General features: G+C 43.8%; 17 protein-coding genes and 3 pseudogenes. 12 read left to right on the top strand and 8 right to left on the bottom strand.

Going from position 1 to position 20,133, the window contains the following annotated elements; translation table 11 throughout:
- From ACJJJA_RS15325 to ACJJJA_RS22390, 3 genes are all read left to right on the top strand, one after another.
- On the top strand, positions 1-432 hold the full coding sequence (locus ACJJJA_RS15325) for an Imm26 family immunity protein (protein WP_444905221.1): 432 nt from the start codon (positions 1-3) through the stop codon (positions 430-432).
- Positions 433-494: 62 nt separating this feature from the next.
- On the top strand, positions 495-2,060 hold the full coding sequence (locus tag ACJJJA_RS15320) for an RHS repeat-associated core domain-containing protein (RefSeq protein WP_444905220.1): 1,566 nt from the start codon (positions 495-497) through the stop codon (positions 2,058-2,060).
- 1 nt (position 2,061) lies between these two features.
- Positions 2,062-2,292: a DUF8617 domain-containing protein gene (locus ACJJJA_RS22390; RefSeq protein ID WP_507021853.1), complete on the top strand. Its 231-nt coding sequence runs from the start codon at positions 2,062-2,064 to the stop codon at positions 2,290-2,292.
- A 480-nt stretch (positions 2,293-2,772) separates the two neighbouring features.
- Here the strand turns inward: ACJJJA_RS22390 and ACJJJA_RS15315 are convergent.
- A pseudogene (locus ACJJJA_RS15315) lies at positions 2,773-2,880 on the bottom strand (carbon storage regulator); the annotation flags it as partial.
- On the opposite strand from ACJJJA_RS15315, the gene ACJJJA_RS15310 reads away from it, so the two are divergent.
- From ACJJJA_RS15310 to ACJJJA_RS22385, 7 genes and pseudogenes are all read left to right on the top strand, one after another.
- Complete coding sequence (locus ACJJJA_RS15310) at positions 2,849-3,481, top strand: hypothetical protein (RefSeq protein ID WP_444905219.1); 633 nt, start codon at positions 2,849-2,851, stop codon at positions 3,479-3,481. The pseudogene ACJJJA_RS15315 and the gene ACJJJA_RS15310 sit on opposite strands and share 32 nt — an antisense overlap.
- Positions 3,482-4,021: 540 nt before the next feature.
- Positions 4,022-4,297 (top strand): hypothetical protein, encoded by a 276-nt coding sequence (locus tag ACJJJA_RS15305; RefSeq protein ID WP_444905218.1) that lies wholly within the window; start codon positions 4,022-4,024, stop codon positions 4,295-4,297.
- 221 nt (positions 4,298-4,518) lie between these two features.
- Positions 4,519-5,901, top strand: a complete 1,383-nt coding sequence (locus tag ACJJJA_RS15300) for an RHS repeat domain-containing protein (protein ID WP_444905217.1) — start codon at positions 4,519-4,521, stop codon at positions 5,899-5,901.
- Between the two features lie 27 nt (positions 5,902-5,928).
- The gene (locus tag ACJJJA_RS15295) at positions 5,929-6,396 is read left to right on the top strand and encodes a transposase (RefSeq protein WP_444905216.1); all 468 of its coding nucleotides are present in this window, start codon (positions 5,929-5,931) and stop codon (positions 6,394-6,396) included.
- Positions 6,312-6,725: pseudogene (locus ACJJJA_RS15290) on the top strand (transposase); the annotation flags it as partial. The gene ACJJJA_RS15295 and the pseudogene ACJJJA_RS15290, both read left to right, overlap by 85 nt.
- A gap of 19 nt (positions 6,726-6,744) precedes the next feature.
- The gene (locus tag ACJJJA_RS15285; RefSeq protein WP_444905215.1) at positions 6,745-7,029 is read left to right on the top strand and encodes a hypothetical protein; all 285 of its coding nucleotides are present in this window, start codon (positions 6,745-6,747) and stop codon (positions 7,027-7,029) included.
- 167 nt (positions 7,030-7,196) lie between these two features.
- Positions 7,197-7,406 (top strand): annotated as a pseudogene (locus ACJJJA_RS22385) (UCP019853 family protein); the annotation flags it as partial.
- 173 nt (positions 7,407-7,579) lie between these two features.
- On the opposite strand, the gene ACJJJA_RS15280 reads toward ACJJJA_RS22385, so the two are convergent.
- The 4 genes from ACJJJA_RS15280 to csrA form a co-directional block, all read right to left on the bottom strand.
- On the bottom strand, positions 7,580-7,768 hold the full coding sequence (locus ACJJJA_RS15280; protein WP_444905214.1) for a hypothetical protein: 189 nt from the start codon (positions 7,766-7,768) through the stop codon (positions 7,580-7,582).
- Between the two features lie 432 nt (positions 7,769-8,200).
- Positions 8,201-10,156 (bottom strand): alpha/beta hydrolase family protein, encoded by a 1,956-nt coding sequence (locus tag ACJJJA_RS15275; protein ID WP_444905213.1) that lies wholly within the window; start codon positions 10,154-10,156, stop codon positions 8,201-8,203.
- The gene (locus ACJJJA_RS15270; RefSeq protein ID WP_444905212.1) at positions 10,153-10,695 is read right to left on the bottom strand and encodes a hypothetical protein; all 543 of its coding nucleotides are present in this window, start codon (positions 10,693-10,695) and stop codon (positions 10,153-10,155) included. The genes ACJJJA_RS15275 and ACJJJA_RS15270 overlap by 4 nt, the downstream gene beginning before the upstream one ends.
- 794 nt (positions 10,696-11,489) lie before the next feature.
- Positions 11,490-11,678, bottom strand: a complete 189-nt coding sequence (gene csrA / locus ACJJJA_RS15265; protein WP_444905211.1) for a carbon storage regulator CsrA — start codon at positions 11,676-11,678, stop codon at positions 11,490-11,492.
- Positions 11,679-12,409: 731 nt separating this feature from the next.
- On the opposite strand from csrA, the gene ACJJJA_RS15260 reads away from it, so the two are divergent.
- The gene (locus tag ACJJJA_RS15260) at positions 12,410-12,967 is read left to right on the top strand and encodes a hypothetical protein (protein ID WP_444905210.1); all 558 of its coding nucleotides are present in this window, start codon (positions 12,410-12,412) and stop codon (positions 12,965-12,967) included.
- A gap of 202 nt (positions 12,968-13,169) precedes the next feature.
- Here the strand turns inward: ACJJJA_RS15260 and ACJJJA_RS15255 are convergent, their stop codons facing one another.
- Complete coding sequence (locus ACJJJA_RS15255) at positions 13,170-13,610, bottom strand: DUF3859 domain-containing protein (RefSeq protein ID WP_444905209.1); 441 nt, start codon at positions 13,608-13,610, stop codon at positions 13,170-13,172.
- A gap of 157 nt (positions 13,611-13,767) precedes the next feature.
- On the opposite strand from ACJJJA_RS15255, the gene ACJJJA_RS15250 reads away from it, so the two are divergent.
- Entirely contained in the window at positions 13,768-14,610 is an 843-nt protein-coding gene (locus ACJJJA_RS15250; protein WP_444905208.1) for a hypothetical protein, read from the top strand.
- A 239-nt stretch (positions 14,611-14,849) separates the two neighbouring features.
- Here the strand turns inward: ACJJJA_RS15250 and ACJJJA_RS15245 are convergent, their stop codons facing one another.
- Positions 14,850-16,781 (bottom strand): Ig-like domain-containing protein, encoded by a 1,932-nt coding sequence (locus tag ACJJJA_RS15245; RefSeq protein ID WP_444905207.1) that lies wholly within the window; start codon positions 16,779-16,781, stop codon positions 14,850-14,852.
- A 1,063-nt stretch (positions 16,782-17,844) separates the two neighbouring features.
- Positions 17,845-20,022, bottom strand: a complete 2,178-nt coding sequence (locus ACJJJA_RS15240; RefSeq protein WP_444905206.1) for a hypothetical protein — start codon at positions 20,020-20,022, stop codon at positions 17,845-17,847.
- Positions 20,023-20,133 lie beyond the last annotated feature (111 nt).

The raw sequence follows: 20,133 nt of genomic DNA, 5'->3' as shown, positions 1-20,133 counted from the left end.
TTGGCAAAAAAAACGGTAAAGTTCGACTCAGGAGATGTATTTTTAATCCCTCTGGAGGACAAAGAAACCTACGGTGTTGGACAGGTGATAGAAATTACTAAAGAGGCGCTCAACAGCGTGATTTGTGGTTTTTATGACCTGCGGGTTGGCAGGGACTTCGATGTAGCAGAGGCAATTCCCTCACGGTTGATTGCGGTCCAGTTTACAACACCGGACTTGCTGGAAAATGGTGTCTGGCCCATCGTCGGTAAGATTGATCCGGTGAATCCAAATGACTACTTTGATCTGGATGAGTTAAAGGAAAATGGTTACATCGGTGCTGAAATTGAAGGCTCAGCCATTATTACGATGTCCTCAATCGCCTGGATTACAGCACCCGTACCGACGGCCCCAGTATCGATTACGACTACGATGCTATCGGCAACCTGCTGAAGAAAGATGACTTCGCCAGCAGCTTTAGCTACACCGGTGGCAGCAGTGGTGGCCCCAGCGCGGTGAAGAGCGTCAGCCTGATCGGCGGCGGCACCAAGACCTATGGCTACGACCAGAACGGCAACCGCACCCATGAAAATGGTGCGCAGCAGATCTGGTACAACGCCTTTAACAAGCCCACCCGCATCAACCGCAACGGCGCCAACCTGTATTTCTACTACGGCGCCGACCAGATGCGCTACAAGCAGGTGAACCAAACCAGCGGCAAGACCACCCTATATATCGACAAGTTGTTCGAAAAGATTACCGGCGGCGGTGAAACCCAATACCGCCACTTTATCGGCGACATCGCCGTGCTCACTACCACCGATAACGGCAGTGAGACCACCCACAAAATCGGCTTCAGCCACCGCGACCGCCTCGGCTCTGCTGCTGCCGTGGGAGACGAAGCCGGTAACCTAAAAGAAAGCCACAGCTTCGACCCCTTCGGCAAACCACGCCAGGGCAATATCCTCGATAAAGATACCGCAATCCTGGAAAGCGCCTACAGCACCCGCGGCTTTACCGATCATGAGCATCTGGATGATGTAGAGTTGATCCATATGAATGGGCGGGCCTATGATTATAATCTTGGGCGGTTTCTCTCTGTAGACCCGATCATACAAAGTCCTGGCAATAGCCAGAGCTTGAACCCCTACAGCTATATTATGAATAATCCGCTGGCGGGGACTGATCCGAGTGGGTATGTCTGTGCGGCATCTCGTCTTGAAGGTGTTTGTGGAAGTCTTCCTAGCCATTGGGGTGGTAATGGAGGAGGGAGAGCTAAAAAGCGCAGTGATGGATTTAACCAAGCTAAGTTTGAAAATCCTTTAAATGGCGCTGTCACTGCAGTTTTGGAGGGTGTTGGTCTACAGTCGACCGATATTGGAAGTCAGGCTAGTCGGGAGAATTTACAAGGAGGAGATCAGAGTACTGCTGATTCTGGCGAGGGCGATGACAGCTCTGATGGAATAAGTAGTGGTTTTTTTAAGGGGATATTTGATAATTTTGCCTCCTCCGCTTGGTATAGTTCAACGAATCCATTTGTTGAGTTATACCCTGGGGAGTTGTCTCCAGCAAACTTAATGGGCGCAGATTATAGCTCCCCTTATGAGGCGCCGGTCTCTCCAGAAGCACAGTTTGCGTACGATTTAGCTTTGCCGGCTGTGATAGCGGTTGGGTTACTTGCAAGGAATCCAATGATGTCTATGAACAGGATTCCTAGTGTTGCTCCAAAGGGCAGGCTGAGAATTGACAGCGGTGAGTTCTCTCAAAGTGAACAATATGCAGCTTGGTTTATGGCTAGCCAAGGTAAAAAAGTTCACTTAAGGCAACCCCAGGGCACTCGTGCCGGCGGAGGAACGTCGGACTTACTGGTTGATGGAGTTAGGTATGATGTTTATACCCCAACAACTGGTAACCCTTCTCGTATTATTAGCGCGATGGCGAAGAAAAATTCTCAGACAGAAGGTATTGTTTTAGATCTTTCTCATACTAAAGTCACGCCGACTCAATTAGGAGATGCGCTTGGTAGGGTTAATGGTGCAGGGGCTGTAAATATTAAAGATATAGTAATTATAGGTAATTAAAATGCCATCTATTAATTGTAAGTGTGGTGAAAGGTTAAGATATGGTGACATTCCAAATCCGATTGAGTGGTTGACAATTTCGGATGTGGAATATGATAATTTTGAGGGGCTTATTGACTCCGAATTTTTATATAAAGAAATGAAAAGTATTTTAAAATGTCCTTCCTGTGGGAGGCTTTGGATATTTTGGGATGGTTTCGATTCCGAGCCGATCTCTTATGCTCCTGAGTAAGAATATTAAAATTCAGGGAGTGAACTTAGGGTAGTCACAGATTGTAGAAAAGTGTTAGCTGTGATGCAGGTGCCCTCCCTGGCAGCTATTTTTCTTGACTTGATGCTGGATTTAAAAAAATAGATCAGATGCCCCTGAAATGACGACTCTTTTTGTTAAGTAAAGGTATGGTGCATAGATATAAATAATGTCGTAGTACTAAAGGTTGATTTACCGGAGGAGCATCTTGAGAAAGGGATGCACGCGGTGGTATACCCAGTTGCTTGAAGAGTAGGGGAGTGTTCTCAGAAATGGCACCGCGCTTTCTGGGATCTAAATGTCGGTCACTCTAGTCCACTAGCTCCAAATAGTGATTTAATTGAAAGGCCAACCCCTTCGACATATTAAGGCGCTCACCGCCCACAAACAGTAGCTGGTCTTTAGGCTGTTCGCCTGAGACTGCAGTATGAAAGGATAGATAGAGCACCTTCGGCAATACTTTCAACGGTTTCTAGTGTTCATTTCCTGTTCTTTTTTGATCCGCACATAAATTTCTTCGCGGTGAACGGCTAGGGATTTGGGTGCATTTATTCCTATCTTTACTTGTCTGAAGTATAATTTTAAAGGTGATTTTATTCGTACTCACGGTGAACTTGATTCAGTAAAACAGTTTGAGTTAAAGGGTGCAGAACCACAAATTTCACAGATGAAGGATACACTTTATGATCCTAGGGGTATTAATAAAAAGGTAGTAGCCGTGTTAATTTTGCTATTTGCTTTTTTTTTCTTGTTTTTGGGTGAGCTATCTTTGCGTGCATCTAAAACATTTTATATTAATGTTGTGGATCGGTTGCCTTCAGGTGTGAGAAGTTCTTATATTAATTTTGTTTTTGAAGGGGCGGGGCACTTCAATTCTTCTGATTATAAGTATAATGCTCTGGAGCTTCTTAAGCTTGACCTCTTGGAGAGAAATAATTCATATGGGTTTGATTATTCTAAGCTGGTCCCACTAATAAAGAGAGGGCAAGGAGAAGAGGTAGAAGGGGTTAAGCAGCTCTCACTATTGTTGATTGTTCTATCGAATCAGCAAAAAGCAAAGTCGGCTGTTTATGAAATGTATGCTAATGATAAGCTTACCCTGGATGCTTATGAAGATAGAGTAAGGCGTGTTAAATCGAAAGGTCAAAGAGATCACTCTAAAAATGAATAAAGGAAGGTTTGGAGCATTGTAAGCTAACGTAACGAAAATACCTGGATCGGAGTGAAATATTGACGCTCAATCATTGGTTTATTTTCAATTGCAGCAGCAGGAAAGCCCCGGCAGACTAATCTGCTAGGGCTTTGTCATATCTGGCTGTGTAGAATCAGTGAGCAGCTTGCTGAATAGCCGTCTCCAACATCTCACTAACAAACTTCTGCTTGGTCTTGGGCAGCAACTACATGTTCGATCTGCCGCTGTAGCTTGGGTACCGCCCCGCGCCTGGCTGCCGTGTCGTTCAGTCTACCAACTCATCCACGCTGACCCCGAACAGCTGCGCCAGCCTGGGTAGCTCAGGGGGATATTGCAGGACTTTATTCTACTGATGGTAAATATATAGTTCCAATTGGAGGTAACCCTGGACATTTCGTTACTGTAGAATCGGTTTCTAAGGGCTTTGTTCAATACTGGGACCCATCGGGAGGAGTAATGCGAAGTCAATCAATAGAGACATTTACAAATATGGCAACAGGCGTCGTTTTTAGGTGAAAAATGAAAGTACCCCAGATTGTTCTCAAATATTATTCCTTAAAAATGCTTTTAACAGTTGATTTGAATAGTCTCGTATCGACTTTGGTATCAGTTTTTGGAGATTCGGTTCGATTAGATTTGTCGATAATGGATGAGGATGAGAAATACCAATGTTCTAATGATGTGGAAGGAATTTTAAGTGTTAATGAAAGAATATGGCTGTTTGAAGAACTCAAGGGAACTTTACATAGAAGAAAAGATTTAGAGGAGAGGGTGATTGCCCAAGGTCAAAAGTAAAAGCAAGTGAATAATCCAGGGCACCCAAATTTTGAAGAGAGGTGCTAGCGGTAATATAGATGTTCTCCCTGGCGGCCATTTTTCCGAGACGTAATGAAAGAATCAAGAATTCAGCTTTGGATTCAAAAGTTGTGAATTCAAAGAGAAACTGGGTGTCATGATGGTACTGAGGGGGCGGAATTAGCGGGGGTGTTAAAATAATTCAGAACACCCATAGATTTGTGCAGCTGCCCTCAAAAAATCCGGCACCTAATGTAGAAAACCACACCTACGATGCCATCGGCAACCTGCTGAGAAAAGACGATTTCGCCAGCAGCTACAGCTACACCGGCGGCAGCAGTGGCGGCCCCAGCGCAGTGAAGAGCGTGAGCCTGATCAACGGTGGTACCAAGACCTACGGATACGATAAGAACGGCAACCGCACCCATGAAAACGGCGCGCAGCAGATCTGGTACAACGCCTTTAACAAGCCCACCCGCATCAACCGCAACGGCGCCAACCTATATTTCTACTACGGCGCCGACCAGATGCGCTACAAGCAGGTGAACCAAACCAGCGGTAAGACCACCCTGTATATCGACAAGCTGTTCGAAAAGATTACCGGCGGCGGTGAAACCCAATACCGCCACTTTATCGGCGACATCGCCGTGCTCACTACCACCGATAACGGCAGTGAGACCACCCACAAAATCGGCTTCAGCCACCGCGACCGCCTAGGCTCCGCCGCTGCCGTGGCCGATGAAGCGGGTAACCTTAAGGAAAGCCACAGCTTCGATCCCTTCGGCAAACCGCGCCAGGGCAATATTCTCGATAAAGACACCGCGATTCTGGAGAGTGAATACAGCACCCGAGGCTTTACGGATCATGAGCATCTGGATGATGTAGAGTTGATCCATATGAATGGGCGGGCTTATGATTATAATCTCGGGCGGTTCCTCTCTGTGGACCCGATCATACAAAGTCCAGGCAACAGCCAGAGCTTGAACCCCTACAGCTATATTATGAATAATCCGCTGGCGGGGACTGATCCGAGTGGGTATGTTTGCGCTGCGTCGCTTCTTGAAGGTGTTTGTGGAAGTCTCCCTAGCCATTGGGGCGGTAATGGAGGAGGGAGAGCTAAAAAGCGTAGTGATGGATTTAATCACGCGAAGTTTGAAAATCCTTTAAATGGCGCAGTCACTGCAGTTTTGGAGGGTGTTGGTCTACAGTCGACCGATATTGGGAGTCAGGCTAGTCGGGAGAATTTGGAGGGGGATCAGGGTGCTACCGATTCTGGGCAGAGTGGTGAAGGGACTGGAAATCCAGGGTTTTTGGATAAGATCAATCCTTTCTCCGAATACAATCTGAAAGAAAAACACGCAGAGCTAACGGCTAGTTGTGCGGCTCAAAGTCTAAGCGGAAATTGCAATGGCACGAGTATCACGCCTGAAATTGCCGATAATTTCTCCAATCTTACTGGAGGTACTATAGGAGCTGTTTCTGTAGGCCAAACAGTTGCGATTACGACTGAACAAATTGCAATCCGGGTAGCGACTTCAGTCGCGAAAAGTTTAGGTAGTTTTGCAGATGAAGCGAAATTAATTAGAAGCTGTTTCATAACTTGAAATCAGTTATTCTTGCGACCTCATGGAATGATAAGATCAGTAAGTGTGAGTAGATTTAAGTCAGAATTAACCGACGCTCAGTGGAAATTGATTGAGCCTTGCCTACCCCAGCTAAAACGTGGAAAAGGAGGTCCCAAACCCATTGATAACCGTGCATGTTTTGAAGGTATCTTGTGGATTTTGCGCTCAGGAGCACGATGGAAGGATCTCCCCCCATCTTACCCTTCGCCGAGTACTTGCTGGAGAAGGCTCCAGTTTTGGGAAGAGCAAGGCGCTTGGTTGGAGGCTTGGAGAAAATTTCTCGGACAGCTCGATCAAAGATCCCTGCTTAATTGGGAAGAAGTCTTTTCGGATGGTAGCTTTGCTTCAGCAAAAAAAGGGGAGCAGAAGTCGGAAAAACTAAGCGAGGCAAGGGTACAAAGTGGATGGTGGTGGTCGATGGCGAAGGTATTCCATTGGGAGGCACCGTTACTTCGGCCTCACCAGCAGAAGTAAATTTATTACATCCACTACTCGATGTTACCTATGAAAATACAAAAATTCGACGACTAGTGTACAACAAGGCTGCAGATTCTGATCCACTACGCCATAGTTTGGCCCGCCGTGAAATTGACCTGATTTGCCCTCATCGTAGGAATAGAAGAAAACCTTCGAAACAAGATGGCAGAAAGCTTAGGAGATATGTGCGACGTTGGAAAGTTGAGCGAACTTTTGCATGGCTAGGGAACTACCGTCGTTTAGTTGTCAGGTGGGATCGCTACTTATCTTCATGCAGAGCTTTTTTCTATATTGCCTGCATGTTAATTACGCTAAAGAAGTTATGAAACAGCTTCTAGTCATTACTTGAAGCATGGCGGTGAATTTGGGGTTAAATCACCGGAAGCTTATCTCGCCTACGCGCGCCAAGTAATGAAAGAAGGCATCAAAGTGAATTATTTATATAAGGGAGAAGTGAGAGCTGGCTTTGTTCAATTAATCGGGCAGACGAGGAAGGGGATGGCTAAGTTTGCATTTGTAGGCACTAACAGTGGTGGACATATAACGACCATGCACGTCGAGACATCTAAGCAACTTTGGCAAACATTAAATAGGAACAAACATCACAATGTGGTTTATCCGGCGCAATGAATATGGAATTTTTAGTTGAATTAGTCGAAGACGGCCCTGATGAAGATGAGGTTTTACTCAATTTTGGTGATGTGGTTTTAAAATGTTTTATATCGTTCTGCCCTTTTCCATTGGTAGCCGGAAGTCGATATCGGATTAATTTGTAATTAACATCTTGGGATGGTTTAGAGCTTACTGAATGCCAAACACAATCAAAGCTTATGAAAAATATACCTCCTGGTTATACCTACTCGGTGTCGGGGCGCCTTAATGGAAGGCGCGTTTCTTCCGAAATCGAATTGGATAGTGAGGAATTTTTGGACTTTCCGCTGCTCAATTCTAAGTTTGTTAATTTTAACGTTGACAGATTAGATGTTGAATTTATTGATCTAACATAATTAGAAAAAGGGACGGATCTATTTTTAACATCCCCTGAAACGAAGCCCTGGCAGGGTAACTTGCCGGGGCTTTGTCGTTATGGACTATCAAGCCTGCTTCTTCAGCTTGGCATTCTCGATAAACGTATCGATCACCTGAATCACCTGTCGCTTGGTGGTGGCGTCCAGCTTCTTTACTGCCTTCCCGTCGGCTTCAAATCATCTGCAAAGGCGCGCCGGGCATTATCGATAAAGAGTATGATGTGATAGTGATTGCTCATTACTGCATAGGCAGCGATATCCAGAGCAAATATTCCAGCCAACTTATGCATCCGGGACTTAATCCACTCGCGGCGATGCTCATAGTCAATACCAGATTTCATATCTCTACCTCACAGAATTGCCCTGCGTACACAGCGGGTGACACAATGATAATAGGGTGTGGCATCCAGAGAAACCTGGGCTTTGCGCGGTATGGTCATTGCTGGTTGCTATCTGTATTTATATACAGTTTTTGATCTCGGTATCTTAATTGTGTCAATATCCTTGGCGTTTATCACTACGGCTTTTATGGGTGTCCGGAATATAGTTGCTTTCCAGCAGTGATAATGAATTTTATTGGATAGATGAATTGATAGCTTTGTTAATTGCATATTCACGGCTGTAAGGGGCTGACTTTCGTCATATAAGTTATCCTATTTGTAGATTGTAGTGGTTCCTTACATTTTTTATGTGGCGTGGCTTTTGTTATTATTACTCTCTGCTTAGTGATAGCCCGGAGCGGGGTGCCAGGCTATCATTGCTAATTTGGGCTGCTACTGTAAGGGCTCAAGCTGAAGTGATTCTCGAAAAAATGAATCTAATTTGGCGTAAAAAGAAGTTGTGCTTTTAAGGTAGTGAAATCCATGACCTTCATCCTCTAGTAGCATGCTATCGTAATTTATATCGTGAGCATCAAGAATTTTTTTTATTCTGTTATAGTGTTCCTGATCAACAACTTTATCCTTTTTACCCTGTGCTATAAATATTGGTATTTTCACCCTGTTAGCTTGATAAACAGGAGAGTACTCCATAAGTGTATCTATGTCGGTATCAGGATCACCAATAATTTTTTCGATGAAGTTATTTCGTCTTTCGTCTCCAGTTAAATCGTTATTGCTAAAAAGCAATGGTAAGTCGGTAACTCCAGCGTAGGAAGCAGCGCACTTAAATAGGTCTGGACGATTAATAGCAGAAATTAGAGCTGAATAACCTCCATAGCTAATTCCATAAATACAAATTTTACTTGGCTCCACCAGCTTTTGGTTAATAACCTCTTCGACACTTGAATAAATGTCATTCTCGATTAGGCGTCCCCATTGGCGCATCCCTTGATTTTCAAATTTCTTTCCGTATCCGGAAGAGCCCCGATAGTTAGGTTGTAGTACTGCGTAACCTAGTGTGGCCAGGTATTGAGTATGGGCATTAAAATGCCTGGTATCTCTTATTGAAATCGGTCCGCCATGCGGTAATACGATCAATGGTGGTCGAGTTGTGCCATCTGAGGTTGGTAATGTCAAGTATGATTCAATAATCTGCCCGTCAATTGATGTTGATTTTATTATTTGAGTTTCGGAGAGTTTAAATTCTTTGAGCCATGGAGCTATAGATGCAAACTTAATTAGCTCATTAGATTTTCTATTTAGCAGGTGATAGGATCCTGGGTCGGTAGCACTAGAAGTTTGAACTACCGCGATGGTTTTATCTTGGTTAAAATCAACAATATAAGCTTTCGATTCTTCAACTGAAAGTTCTAGTTCCCCCTTAAGAACGGCTTCTACCTCCATCAAGTATTCATGTTTATGGAAACCACTCTCAATAAAGGAAACACCCAATATACCATCCTTGTTTGGGCTTATGATTGCAGAGTTAATATCTGTATTTGGGTGCCCATATATTTTATCAAGATACCTTTTCTCTGGGATGCTGTATCTATATAAACTAACGAAGTTATCTTTCTCGTTTGAAAGGACATGTAGTATTTTGCCATTCTCAGATATTAGTACGGGAGTGAAAGTTATATCCTCCGGCCCTTCCCATATGATTTCCCACTTTCTTCCATTAGGGCGCCGGGCCCAAATTTCATTTTTTGAATCCGCTTTAGTGAGTGAATATCCAATAGATAACCGCCCTTTCGCATTAGTTAGCCAGTATGGTGTATCTGGCCCCCTCCTGTTTAATCTAAACTCTTTTCGTAATTGTCTATGAAAATTTTTTTCTGAGATATCAATTTTGTATATACCAGTTTTTTTATTTCTCCATTTTGCGATTAGAAATTGATTTTCAGAGTCTGGGAGGGGATCTACCAAAAAGGCGTTTTCAAGAAATCGCTTATTTTTAACGGATACTACTTGTGAATTATTGAAGGTTAACTTACTTAAGAATAAATCCCAACCCTTTCCTTTTGTAAATGTGTCGCTAAGGATAGAGTTATCATCTATCCAATTAAAATCAATAACCTCCAGGGAGTCATTAGTAGCATACTGAAGGATTAGCTTTTCTTTGAAGGAATTTGTATTTAGGAGTGAGATTTGTATTTTCTCTCCGGAATTCCTCATGATTGCAACATTCTCTCCGTTGGGAGAGACTTTAATTTTTGTGACTTGGCTTGCCTTAAAGAATTTTTTTGCGATCTCAAGAGTTTTTTTAGGAGAGGCTTTGCTATCTTCTGGCAATCCTGCAAGTACGAACGATGACATTAGAACGGAAAGTGTAAACAATAACTCTTTCATTTGGTTGAACCCATCTGAATGGTTTCCAGGTAGAACTTAATAAACGGATCTTTTGTGTTTCCTGTGAATGTAAGTGGGTGCTGCTCTAGGAGTTTTTGGCAGCAGCTCTCTAACTCTTCTATCGTTTCGGAGCTTCGGTTAAGGTAATCAAATGTAGCTGTTCCGAATGTCCAATTTATATCTATAGTAAGATGTCCTCCATAGTTAATAGCGCCTTCATGTATGATCAGGTCGAATTGTTTCTCTTTTAGGTTGAAGAGGTAGTTCCTGTTTGCAATAACTTTGGTCCACCTATAGTTTCCGGCGGGTAATTTTATAATCTTGAAGTTATTTCCTGTTGCGGGGCTTTTGAAGATAAAGCTTTTCCCGAATGATTTTGGATCTTGTAGCTTTACCGATTTAGGTGGAGTTCCATGTATTGATAATGGTAAAATAGCATAACCCTCCCCAGGGGAGAGAGGGGGGATCATATCTTTGTTTTCTGCTAGACAGTTGTAGCTAATAAGATGAAATAAAAAATAGCAAACTACTTTTTTCACTGCTGTATTAATCTCCGTTTCTTATGTGTTGACGATATCCATTGATGATATTTTCTCGTAAAATTTTCCTTTGAGCCACAGTGTTTTAATTATTTTGTTGCTGTTTGGTTGATCAAAGATGTGGGTAAGTACTGACCACTTATTGCCTAAGATGCACGTTCGTACCATTAAGGTGAAGGGTGTGGTAAATGGAGGTGCTGCTTCTAGTGATTGTCTAGTGGATAAATCAGGACACCCAAAGATTGGATAGAAGTGCAAGCAATAAAGGAGGTGTTTTCCCTGGCAGCTATTTTTCTTGACTTGATGCTAGAGAGTAATGAATGAGTCAAGAATTCAGCTTTGGATTCAAAAATTGTGATTTTAGGGAAAGCTGGGAGGAAGGATGGTGCTGAGGGGGCGGAATTAGTAGGGTGTTACAAAAAGGAAGCGTCGGCAATCGCCGATGCCGTGTATCCACCGTTTATCGAGCTGGATACAAGCTTGTCGTATGGTCTCTGCTGATCCAACCAGGCCTTTAAAGCGGCTTTCAAAGTTGAGACTGAGATAGAGCCAGTGTTTTGGTAGTATACTAGTCGCTTGAAGAGAGGGGGAGCCTTTTCAGAAATCGCGCCGTGCTTTCAGGGTTCTAAATGTCGAGTACTCTATTCCATTAGCTCCAAATAGTGCTCCAATTGAAAGGGTAACCCCTTAGGCATATTTAAGGCGTTCGCCGCCGATAAGCGGTAGCAGGTCTTTCGGTTACTCGCTGGAAATCGCAGTACGAAAGGACAGGTAGAGCACCTCCGGCAATATTTTCAACGATTTCTAGTGCCGGCTTCCTGTTCTTTTTTGATTCGCACATAAATCTCTTCGCGGTGAACTGATAGAGATTTGGGTGCATTGATTCCTATCTTTACTTGATTGCCCTTAACTTCTAATACTGTAACTGAAATATTTGTTCCAATTCTTAAGTTTTCGCCCGTCCGGCGCTTTAAAATCAACATACACATTTCCTACTAATGCTCAAACTATGGGGGTTTCCGTGATGGGAGAACGTGAAAGATTACGTTTGTAGGAAATGTGGGGTGGGGCACGAGAACGGTAGGCACAGAAGAAGAAAAGGCGGGCACTACGCTCCCAGAGCTTGGGGGATTGCTCCAAGCCGCTGAATGTACTCCATTTTATTGAAGACGAGCGGGTTTCTAGCGTACTATGCATGTAGCCACTTTGATAATTTGCCTATCAATTTGGTTAGCTGGCCCCTGGTGTTGGTAGCACCTTGGGTCAGCGCCTTTTACTTATTCTTAAGTCACGCTACCGTTCTCCTTAGAGGGGATGGATTTTTTAGGAAATTCTTGGTTCTCTTGATTTTTTGGCCGCTAGCCTATTCAGGCTTAATCTATTGCGACCAAAATATCGATAAATATCTACCAATTTTACGCAGCTTTGACATGAAAACAAACTTAATAAAATCCAATAAGATTATTTTTGTGCCTATATTTTTATGCGTTGCTGCTTAGAAAATCCCCAGTTTCCTATTAAGAGTTGCAGTTCAAATTGGTGCGTTTCTTTGATTTTTACAGCTAAGTTTTAAATAAAGACTTTTTAAAGCTAACCTTCCTAAGGGCCTCTGTATACAGATCAAAATAATTTTCCAGTAACCTAAATATCCTATCAATTTTGGAAAACCTCCGAGATTTTTATATCCATTACCTACCACGACCAGCTCGGCCGCGTGATTCGCACCGAAGTGCAAGCCTTCGACGGCAGCGACTGGATTGCACGAACGGTAACCTATAACGCTCTGGGCCAGACCACCTTCGAATCGGTACCGCACTATGCCAGCAGTGGCACCAGCTACGGCACCCGCTACCTGGACTACGACGCCTTCGGCCGCGCCCTACGCAAGATGGTAAACCAGACCAATGGCCAGCAGCTGGATGTAACCTACACCCACGAACAGGCCAGTGGATTTACCACTGATATCCTGGTGAACGGCCGCACCATGAGCCGCACCTACAACGGCCTGCAGCAGCTCACCGAAACTGTCGATGCTCTAAGTGGCACCACCCGCTATGCCTATGACGGTGCCGGTAATCCTATTGTCTTGCAGGATGCCAACAGTAATCGTATCACCGCCAAGTACAACGCCTTCGGTCAAAAGGAATGGGTGGGCGATCCCAATATGGGTTCCAAATCGTTTACCTATACCGGTTTTGGCGAAGTGGAAACGGAGATTGACGGCAACATCGAAAGAGGGTTTAGTCATGAGCCATTTACTTTTTGCCAATAGTAAAGAAATGACGCAGAACTCTGAGCACTACCAGTTGGATACACGCTTGTCGTACGGCCTCTTGAATACCCCAATCCACTAACTCCAAATAATAATCAACCTGAAAGGGGAGATCTTATCCATAGTTCAGCTATGAAGGTTGCAAGGGGAGTTTCGATGAATAAGTCTCAAGATCTTGAGATGCTTACATAATATAAATAAATTATTCAGTGGGCCAAACTATAGAAAATGAAAAGGTTTGTGCTTCCTCTCCATTGATCATAACCACAAAGAAATAGTCTCCAGGATTAAAGTCGGTCGATTCTTCAATCAAAAAGGCTTCATACAACTCATTAATCGGAGGAGCAATTTTCCAGTGCCCGCCGTTAGTTATTTCTTTAAATTGACCATCAAACTCATCCTTCCGTAGTATTTCGTAGCCTAAGGCATATTCATTTCTAGACGTGTTCTCTACGCGAACTCCAAATTTTTCTCCGGGAATCCATGCTATTTCACTTGAGTAATCATCTATTTTGTAAAATTCACCATCTTCGATAATAGTGCCAAAATTGTATAAAAATTTATCCTCAGGCTGTGTCTTTATGTTTGAGGTGCAGCCGCTGAGTAAAATCGCTAGAAAGAATAATAAAGACTTGATTTCCATAATCATTATCAAATTTTTTTGTGGTTTATATAGCGCAAAGTATAATTAATTGTTAGGTGTTTTTGAATGTTATCTGAAAAGCTTGGTGCGAAACCTAAAATAAAAATTTCTTGTTTCATGTAAGAAGGTAAGTCCGGCCATCGATCAGCAGCTGGATGTGACCTACACCCACGAGCAGGCCAGTGGATTTACCACTGATATCCTGGTGAACGGCCGCACCATGAGCCGCACCTACAACGGCCTGCAGCAGCTCACTGAAACTGTCGATGCTCTAAGTGGCACCACCCGCTATGCCTATGACGGTGCCGGTAATCCCATTGTCTTGCAGGACGCCAGCAGCAATCGCATCACCGCCAAGTACAACGCCCTCGGTCAAAAGGAATGGGTGGACGATCCCAATATGGGTTCCAAATCGTTTACCTATACCGGTTTTGGCGAAGTGGAAACTGAGATTGACGGCAACCTGGATGTCACCAGCTTTACCTACGATCGCCTTGGCCGCATGGAAAGCCGCAGTGTCAACGGCACAGAGGAAGCCAGCTGGAAATACGATAGTGCCGCCAACGGCAAAGGCCTGCTCGCTCGGGAGAGCCGCAGCGATGTCAGCTATTCGCGCAACTATAGCTACGATGGGCTCAGCCGCCCCTACAAAGTCACCACGGCTATCGATGGCGAAGACTTTATTACTGTCAACCACTACGACAGTAATTTCGGCCGTTTAAAAGGCCTCAGCTATCCCTCAGGGCTGACCCTGAAATACGGCTATAACAGCAGCGATTACCAGTTCCGCACCAGTAATGCCGCCAGTGGCTACTCCTATCGGGAAATCACCCAGATGGATGTCTGGGGTGAATGGGAGTTTGCTAATATCGCCGCCGGAAACTACACCATCGGCTGCAGCTTCTATTCAGAAACCGGGCAGATGGCCGGCACCACCTTTGACAACTTGTTTCAACAGTTAGTACAACTGCCCTCAGAATCCCCGGCGTTAAATGTATAGAATCACACCTACAATGTCTTCAATCGCCTCGACTACAGCACCCGCACTGATGGTCTCGGTATCGATTATAACTACGATGCCATCGGCAACCTGCTGAAAAAATGTCGGTCACTCTAGTCCACTAGCTCCAAATAGTGATTTAATTGAAAGGCAAATATGGATCATTCAAAAGACCGGTAAAAAGCAGGGCCACAAACTCTTATCCAGAGGATGAGTAACCCTGCTGCTTAATGTGAGTATTAGCGAGATTTAAAAATTAAGATTCGATGGTTTCCGGAGTCAGTAATAAATAAGTTATTTTTATAACCAAAAATTCCTGTGGGCTCATTCAGAGTAGATGCTGTCGGCGATTCAGCTTCATTCGGATACCCAATACCGTTTTGATTTGCATCATTTGCGGTAAAATTAGTAAATCCATTCTGACCTAGAACTCTGTCTGCAGGTTCAAAATTAGTGGTTGGCCACTTGTCCCAAATCAAAATTCGATTATTTTTGCTGTCAGCAACAAAGAGTTGAATTCCATTTGACCAAATGCCAGTTGATGGTTCGTTAAAAGTGTACTCGTTGACTGGCCATTCTATGCCTTCTTTATTAGTTGACTCCTTATTTCTACTCATGAAGTCCGGTTGTCCTAGAACTACATCTGCAGGCTCAAAATTTTTGCTGGGGAAATTATTCCATAGAAGAATGCGATTGTTTCCGCTGTCTATAATTGCTAATTTTTTTCCATCACTCCATACATCAGTAGGTGTATTGAAGGTATTTGCAGAAGGCTCATCCAAGACGCAATCTACTAACGATGTCTGGCCAAGCACTAGATCTGGAGGCGTGTTGTTATTTGCTGGTTGCGTGTTCCAAATCAAAACTCTATCGTTTCCTGCGTCGGTAACTAGAATTTTTTTTTCCGCAATAGAGGCTCCCCAACTAATCCAGAGTCCCAGGCTTACACAAGGGGAAATATCATCTTCACCGATTGTTAATGTTAGAGAAGGTGTCGCCCCCATCCCAATCGTTATTTTGTCATAAATAGAGATAAGTCTTTCTTTATATTGTGAAATCAGAAAGTTATTACCATCAAAGCTTACATCTGATGGGCCAAATAATTCCTGTCGTTTGTCAGATAGGGTGAGAGTATCCAGTCCATCCTTACCTATCGCCATATCTGCAGGAGCGCCATTAATGGTGGGGATTGAGTTAAAGACTAACACTCTATTAGAGGAAGTATCTGAAATATATAGTTTTCCTTCATTGTCAACACTTACATCGCCGCTGGGCTGAAATGAAAAGTTTTTCGCGCTTATTCCTACATCTCTGCTAGAAAAGTTATCTTGACCAATAACAACTTTTGCGGAATCAAAATTCTCAAAATATAAAGGGGTAGTAAAAGTACTACTATATTGCGATATTTTGTTACCTGCCTGGTCATTAACATCAATTCTAATGTCTCGGTCTTGGCCAGACTCCCAGGCGGTATCGGGTTTAATGGATAAGGTATCATTCCTAACATTGGTTTCAGACCAAGCAATGGTATAGCCATCTTCAGTAAGGCTACCTGTCAATTGAAGACTTTCGACATCCATAGACTCTGAGAAGAGAACCTTGATTATGTCGTCATTCTCTAATCGAACCGTCCCTGGAGTAAAATTGACAACAGAGGGAGGCTGCATATCTATCTGATAGGAGGCAACCACCTCTTCCATGATGTTATCGGCATCAATTTCTGCACTAATGACTAAGGTATATTCTGATAAATTTACCCACCCCGCTTTTGGGTTTACTATCAGTGTATCTTCATCAAACTGAGTAATTACTCCGTCTTCACCCATAGTTCCAGATAACGTAACACTATCTAGTTGAATGGAAGTATTAAAGTTCAGCTGAATATCCTCATTTGGCCCAATGATGCTGCCGCTAGCTGGCTTGAGGCTTACTGAAAGTTGTGGGGTATCACTGTCAGGTTCATCCGTTGTTGGAGGTGTAGTATCAACGCCCTCAGAACCATTGCCGGAATTAGTTCCTGTGCCATCCCCAGAGTTATTTCCAGAACTATTTCCATGGCTACTTTCGGAATCGCTGTTTGTTGAGTCACTACCCCCTGAGCCGCCACTACAGCCATAAAGTGATGAGGCGATTGCGACACAGAGTATTAACTTTAGAATACGATCTTTCATACCAACTTCCCTATTACAAAACTCCTGGAATCAACGAGAAAATTTCCAATTGAAACTGTCGTGCCAAATTTGGATGATTCCTGAGCCAAGACTACCGTTTTGCCACTTGAAAGTCACTTTTTTAATAGAAGCTAAAAGTTATTTTTTCATGCTGAAAGTACAAGTTTACAAAGCTCAGGTTGATTACTTACCATATCTCTAAATTTATGTTCGTAGTCGATTGCATAATTAGAGAGATTTTTGAGGCGATGTCAAAAGTAATAAGTTTCTATTTTAAGAGATGAAACTTACCACTCAAGATGGTTAGATTTATGATTTTTGCAGTATGATAAGGCTTATGAAGAAAACTAATCGCCTCAGTATTTAAATAAAGTGATTTTTGTTTAAAGTAATGCGCATTTTCAATGTGAGGAGCTTCCACAATCTTATCTCTAAGCCATTTATTTGCTTGGTCGGCAATTCTGGCCGCTCATAGATTGAATAGTAGATAAAAAGTGGTTGCCAGCGCAATTCTGGACACCCATAGATTGAATGGTACATAAAAAGTGGTTAAACGATTATATTTCTACTTTTTTTGCGGTCACTGAAAATGGGTAGGGGATGATTGTACTGAATATTTAAGTGATTTTAGATCTATTCAGTATTCAGTATTCAGTATTCAGTATTTAGGAGAGGTAGAAGTCGGTGTGTAGCTTTGAGAAGCCTCAAGTGGCTGAAATTAGGAGGAGATAAACTCTTGGCAATCGCGTAAACCGTGTACCCAGCGTTTATTCAGCCGAGTGCAGGCTTGCCGTACCGTATCTACTGACCTTACCAAACCTTTAAAGCGGCTCTCAAAATTTCGATTGAGATAAAGCCAGTGTTTAGAGGATACGCCCAGCCGTTGGAGGATAGGTGGTGTATTTTCGGCAATAGCTCCGAGTTTTCTAGGGTCTAAATGCCGGTCACTCCAGTCCATAAGCCCCAAATAGTGATCCAATTGAAAGGGTATTCCTTTCATCCAATAAAAATGGAGAGCAGGGCTCTCCATTTTTAAGTTGTTAGTGATTTCTCTATAGCTGAATTAGTTAACACTGTTTGAATGGTAAATCATCGCTTGCCAAACATTTTGACTGCCGCCGCCGTAATTATCATAGGTGGGGTTCTTGATATATGACCAAGCTACTTTACCATTGCCAAGGAAAATGGGTTCATCCAAGCCACCCCAACCAAACTTGGTTAGTTTTACTGGCCCTTCTAATACATTGAGGTCCGCATCAATCTCCATAACATAATAGGCCTTGGGGACCAGCATACGCATTGCGCCATTCTTCGCTGAACTTCGGTTGTACGACAGGTTGTCGGAGATGCACTGAAATTGTGCGTAGCCAAACAGGTAGCGACCATTTTTCAAATCAATAAGTTGAGGATCACTGATTTGACAGTCGGGCTCTTCTACCAGCCATTTAAAGCCTTGCCCCTCGATACTGCCGTTACCATCGACTTTGCCGATACCAATACGGGTTAAAGAAGAGGCGTCCAAGGCATCGCCTCCGCGTAGGCCCTGCCTGGAAATGGTTGGGTTGCTGCTGCTTGACATATAGGAGAAGAAGCAATTCGTACTATCTGAACACTGCTCATCAAAGGGGCCGCCACTACTTGTATCAATGCCGTATTCGCTTTGTAGGAAGCGATTCATTTCCTCGTCATCAATATACTTGGGGGAGACGATAAGCGATAGATTTGTGTCTTTATCAACCGGCACTACCGTGTGCCCACCGCCATTGGAGAAGAATGCATTGTCGGAGGGAACAAGGTAATTGTAACTTCCTTCAAATCTACTGGTAGAGGAAGTATCCTCCATCTTGATCGCAATAGTGTTTAACCCGCGAGACTGATTATATTTTCCGCCATCGCTGGTACAAATTGCTCCATACTTTTCATTACCTGGATTATAGAAGGCGCGAATATTTAATACGTGGCCATAGCCACAAAGCCAATACCAACCTCTATTATTACTTCCACTCATGTTTAGGGACCAGTTATCCCGATCAATAACCGTCATTCCTGCAGAGTAGTGGGAGCCACCATAGCTGCCGTCAAATACTCGCGCTGTTACGGAGAAGGCATAGCTGGTGCGGCCTTGGCTATCATTGTCCACATAGATAAGCTCCTGGGCTCCGGCATGGCCACCACCGTGCATCTTGTTCACAACATAGGCCGCAGGCTTTTCACTGAGTGGTTGATCGTCCCACTCCATGAGCCAGATCTGGTCGTTATATTTATAACCTCTCTCACGAATGTACTCGACCATCGCGTTATAGTCGGCTTCAGAGAGCTGATCGACGATATAAGCCATCTCCTCTTGCATCTCTTTCCCTTTAATGGTCTTAAAGGATGGAGAATCACCAAAATCGGTCTCTGGGAATTTAGCTTTAAGCCCAGGGAGGAAGTCCTCAAATGTCAGGGTGGCATGATCAGTAAAGTAGCCGATGTACTGACTATGATTGGTTGATATCATCAGGCCGATGTCCCTTTCAATACGGGCATCAATAGGGCTGATGTTATCTTCCATTTTCATCCAATCGCTACCGTATTGCTCTACCAAGTCACCCTGCACCTCATAACGCTTGTTGGCTTGGTATTCCGTGTTGCACAAGACCGCAACACGGGAGCAATCTGAGCTGGCCGCAATACCGTGCGACTCGTAGCATTGTTTTAGTATCGTTGTGTTACCGGTTTGATCGAAGCTTGAAGTCTCTGGGTTATATTGCAGCTCATAAACAGTGCCATAAGTGACTTCATCATCTCCACTACCCTCGCTTAGGGTCTTAGAAACAAACATTCGAGGTTTGTCGGTGTCAGTTGCGCAGGCAGCTGTGTAACTTCTCATGGGGACCGACTTTAGGGTGTCGTCCTGGGTGCTGTCTGTTCTGGCAATATAGTGTGGGAGCCCGTGAACCTCTTGGGCATTGGGTTGGCCATTCGGTAAGGTGATATCCCGAGAAGTGATTCGGGCAAATCCTAAGTCTGCAGTTTCAATATCGCCAACAGTCACTGTACCGGGTTCATTGTCTGGAAGTGGTGTAGTGCTACCTGATCCGCTGCCGCCAGTGCCGCTTCCTGAGCCCTGGCCACTACCATCTCCCCCTGTGGGTGGGACTGGGTCTGAATCCGAAGAGGAGCCTCCACCGCCGCTGCAAGAGGCCAATACAACAGTAAGCGCCAATGCCAAAACTTTCTTGCTAAATAGCTTATCCATAGTCTGCTCGAAGATACATTATTTAAATCGAATGCAATGTGGAAACTTGTGGACCACTTCACAGTGTTGAAAAGGTAAATTTGGGGAATCATTCTAGTTCCCTTTAATTAC

The sequence above is a fragment of the Microbulbifer mixtoriginis (SeqCode) genome (assembly GCF_052466865.1).
The sequence above is the reverse complement of the archived record's forward strand: the minus strand, read 5'-3'. Positions and strand labels throughout refer to the sequence as shown.